Origin of the sequence: Rheinheimera sp., from assembly GCF_036568245.1 — a bacterium.
Taxonomy (GTDB): domain Bacteria; phylum Pseudomonadota; class Gammaproteobacteria; order Enterobacterales; family Alteromonadaceae; genus Alishewanella.
Window position 1 is genome coordinate 1 of sequence record NZ_DATCSY010000401.1, and the last position, 4,321, is coordinate 4,321.

Here is a 4,321-nt window from a genome sequence, read left to right on the forward strand (position 1 = left end):
CTATACAAAGACATACCAACTGCCACGCCGGCATTATTCACATCCTTTGCTTCACTGTAATAGTTAATCGCGCGGACATTCTCTTTTGCATGTGCCGCCTGACTATTCTTATCACCTAAAAAGCCCAATACCGTGGGTGAAGAGACAGTGCCACCATTTAACTGCCATAACAAACCACGCTGGGTATAACCAAAAGCGCTTAATTGTTGGTTAGGAGTGCCGGGAACCGTTGCTGTATTGGTATGATAGCTGTAATAGCAAGTGTTAACAGGTTCATCGGCTCCATCACAGTTTTCTTCCAACGTCTCAATAGCCTCATCGACTAAACCGACGCTACCAAAGCCAGCAACAATACCATTATCACTGATATTATTCGCAGCGCTGACACCACCTCCATATTCCAGATATGGGGGCGGCAATGATATTGCGCTGCCAGCTACAATGGCAGCAGCACTTTGGTAAGGTAAGTCAGGCACCCAGCGCTCTACCGTTTCCGGGTCTGGCGTATTTTCGGTCGCTTCAGGTGTGAAACTTTGTCTGGTAAAAGGGCTTGTGGCAGTACCTACTGTCACACCAGATGCGTTAATACCGTATAAATACTCGCTATTACCGCGAGTTAGCGAATTATCAACCAGCACCAAGTTTTCAGGCTCAGCATTGCCTGCACGTAAATAACTAATTGAATTACCGATAGGCTGGTTAGTTGGGTTAATCCGAAGCAGAATATTCTGAATATCAGCGTCTATATTGCCGTTTGAAATGTCTGCCAGTTGCTCGTCGGTAAAAAATGCCTGAACGTCTTCATCTTCAAAGTCGATTTCTTCCAACCGGATCGGAAAATTGTAGTACTCAAATACCGTCACCTGTGTACCTGTTCCGGCAGGTGTTTTCGTCACCTTAATTGCGCCGTTAAAAACAACATCACCGGCATCATTTATTGCTGACGCGTAAGTCGATTTCAACTCAGGTACTTCGCCAACTTCCACGACGCTGTAAACAGCCGCTTGCACAGAACACAGACTTAACAGCGGCAGTATCGCCAGGCTGATGCGAGATAACTTCATTCGGGGCCCCTAATTTTACTTCTTATGCGTCTAATTCTTCCCAACGCGCGTACGCTTGCGCCAGCTTCGACTCGGTCTGTTGCAATTGGTTCAACGTAGCCTGGGTATGCTCGGCACTTTGCTTAAAAAACTCTGCATTATTCACAGTTGTCTGCAAAGCTTCAAGCTCTGTTTCCAACTGTTCAATAAGCGCAGGCATTTGTTCCAGCTCACGCTTTTCTTTGTATGATAACTTTTTGCTGCTACTGGCAACAGCTTCAACGGCGGGTTGTTCTGTAATACTTTGTTCGTTCTTTGTCACTTTTTGTGACGCCGGAGCCGCTTTTTGTTGCCGCTGCTGGTACGCGATCACATCGTCATAGCCACCCGCTATTTCAATGATGCGCCCTTCGCCGGCAAAAAGTAACGAGCTGGTGACAGTATTATTGACAAACTCCCTGTCATGACTGACCAGCAACACCGTACCCTGATACTGCTGCAGAATGTCTTCCAGCAATTCCAGCGTTTCAACATCCAGATCGTTGGTTGGCTCATCGAGGATCAATAAATTACTTGGTCTGGCGAACAGTTTTGCCAGCAATAAGCGGTTTTTTTCGCCGCCTGACAACGCTTTAACCGGGGTACGGGCGCGCGCCGGTGGAAACAGAAAGTCCTGCAGGTAGCTAAGCACATGACGGCTTTTGCCATTTTGCGTGATTTCCTGCTTACCCTCCGCAACGTTATCCTGCACTGTGGCTTCAAGGTCCAGTGCAATACGATGCTGATCAAAATAAGCCACTTCAAGATTGGTACCGCGCTTAATTTCACCGCCTGCTTGCTTGTAATCGCCAAGCAAAAGCTTAATCAGGGTTGATTTACCGACACCGTTAGGACCTACCAGCGCGACTCTGTCACCGCGCATGACCAGTAAATCCAGTTTGTCGATGATGGTTTTACCATCAAAACTGCAGCTGACAGCCTTAGTTTCAAATACCAGCTTACCGGAACGATCAGCCTGCTCGATATTAAAATCGACCTTACCCATCGTCTCAACACGCTCTGCCCGCTCCCGTCTGAGTGCTTTTAACGCTCTGACCCGGCCTTCGTTGCGGGTTCGCCGGGCTTTAATACCCTGGCGGATCCAGACTTCTTCTTCAGCCAGTTTCTTATCAAACAGAGCATTGTGTTGCTGTTCATCTTCAAGCATTTTCTGCTTACGATCGAGATATTCCTGATAATTACCCGGGTGTGACGTTAGTTGACCACGGTCTAAATCGATAATACGGCTGGCCAGTGCACGGATAAATGCCCTGTCGTGTGAGATAAAAATAATAGCGCCGGAAAAATTCAGCAAAAACTGTTCCAGCCACTGAATAGCGGCAACATCCAGGTGGTTAGTTGGCTCATCCAGCAACAGAATATCGGGTTTAGCTATCAGGGCCCTTGCCAGCGCAGCCTTACGTAGCCAACCACCAGACAATGTCGCCAGGCTCGCGTCTCCCTGCATTTCAAACTGCTGGCATAAATCGGCTACCCGCGCCTCCAGGCTCCAGCCATCACGCGCATCCATTTCACTTTGCAGTTGTTCAAACAAGCGGTAATCAGCATCTGTTGCGCCGTCCAGATTTTCTGACAAGGTATAAAACTGCTGCAGTTTTTGTGCTAAATCGCCGGCACCTTCGCGAATAAAATCAGCAATTTTCACATCCATTTTTGCCGGTGGGTCTTGTTCCAGCCGGCTAAGGACGACGCCGCTGTTAACGACTATCTGGCCATCATCAAGATTTTGCTGACCGGTCAGCAATTTTAAAAAAGAAGACTTGCCTGCACCATTACGGCCTACCAGACACACCCTTTCACCACTAAATAAACTGAAATCAACATGATCTAAAATCGGATGTGTACCGAACGCCAGACAGGCTTGTTGAAACCGTAATAATTCCACTACCTAATATCCTTTAACCAGGTTGTAAGCTGTGCCGCATCAAATGGCCAGCATAATTCGTTCTCGCCGCAGCGCAGCACGGGTATCGAAATACGGTAGCGGGCAAATGCCTGCTCATCATCAACGATATCCACCACCTTGTATGTCTGCGCCGTTGCCACCAGAGCCAGCAGCTGTTCAGCTTCATCACACAGATGACAGCCCCAGGTACTATATAAAATTAGCTCCGGCTGCATATCAGCGAGTCAGCTCAAAACAGACATGAATATGCACGTTGCGCTTAAAATCTTCCGGCAGTGTCGCTGCAGAGATATCTTTTACCTGCCAGCCCGCATCATTGAGCGCTTGCGTATCAATTTTAAACCGGCGCTTATTGTTGGAGAAAATAACCTTGCCCCCCGGCGCCAGGCGCTGAGTCAACATATTAAGCAATTTCACGTGATCACGCTGCACATCCCAGCTGTCCTGCATCCGTTTCGAGTTTGAAAACGTCGGCGGGTCGACAAAAATCAAATCAAACTGATTGCGGCAACGGCTTAACCACTGCAGACAATCGGCCTGTTCAAACTGGTACTGCTTACCGTTTAAGCCATTTACCATGAAATTGCGTTTGGCCCAGTCCAGATAAGTATTTGACATATCCACGGTAGTAACACTTTTCGCGCCACCAATCGCCGCATGTACAGATGCACTGCCAGTGTAGGCAAACAGATTTAGTACGGTTTTATCTTTTGCCTGCTGCTGTATCATCCGGCGTGTTATGCGATGATCTAAAAACAAACCGGTGTCTAAATAGTCGCGCAGGTTCACCAGAAACTTGGCACCGTACTCGCTGACTTCTTTATACTGGCCGGCTTTATTCAGCGCCTGATACTGCGATGTACCTTTTTGTTTCTCACGAACCTTGAGTATCATTTTGTCCGAACTGATACCAAGCACTTGCGGCACCTGATTTACCACATCAAACAGCCGTTTTTGTGATACCTGCTCATCCACCGTACCCGGCGCTGCATATTCGTGCACCACCACTTCGCCATCATACCAATCCACAGCGACATTATATTCGGGGATATCCGCATCATATAACCGGTAGCAGCTTATGCCTTCTTTATTAGCCCACTTTTGCAATTGCTTCAGGTTTTTTGCTAAACGGTTGCCAAAGGAGCTACTTTCACTAAAAAACAATGCTGGTGCATCTGAACTCACGGCGACCTGCTTTTCCGTCAGATCAAACAGGGTAAAGTCGCAATCGAGCGGGCCGTTAGTGAATTTATAGCTTTTACTTTTTGATAAACGCAGCGCCCTGAGCAAATCAGTATTAGAGGTGATAATA

4 protein-coding genes are annotated in these 4,321 nt (G+C 47.6%); all 4 read right to left on the minus strand.

Features of this window, described 5'->3' with window-relative positions:
• Positions 1 to 1,064 (minus strand): DUF3466 family protein (locus VIN66_RS18065; RefSeq protein ID WP_331925282.1); only part of this gene is annotated, 1,064 nt, incomplete at its 3' end.
• Positions 1,065 to 1,086: 22 nt separating this feature from the next.
• Positions 1,087 to 2,988, minus strand: coding sequence for an ATP-binding cassette ATPase Uup (gene uup, locus VIN66_RS18070; protein WP_331925283.1), 1,902 nt, complete (start codon positions 2,986 to 2,988; stop codon positions 1,087 to 1,089).
• Entirely contained in the window at positions 2,988 to 3,224 is a 237-nt protein-coding gene (locus tag VIN66_RS18075) for a glutaredoxin family protein (protein WP_331925284.1), read from the minus strand. The genes uup and VIN66_RS18075 overlap by 1 nt, the downstream gene beginning before the upstream one ends.
• A 1-nt stretch (position 3,225) precedes the next feature.
• Positions 3,226 to 4,321: bifunctional 23S rRNA (guanine(2069)-N(7))-methyltransferase RlmK/23S rRNA (guanine(2445)-N(2))-methyltransferase RlmL (rlmKL, locus tag VIN66_RS18080; RefSeq protein ID WP_331925285.1), on the minus strand; the 1,096-nt coding region annotated here is incomplete at its 5' end.

What these genes read in the sequence shown, in the direction of transcription:
- VIN66_RS18075 (WP_331925284.1), bottom strand. Translation starts at nt 3,224, where the DNA reads ATGCAGCCGGAGCTAATTTTATATAGTACCTGGGGCTGTCATCTGTGT.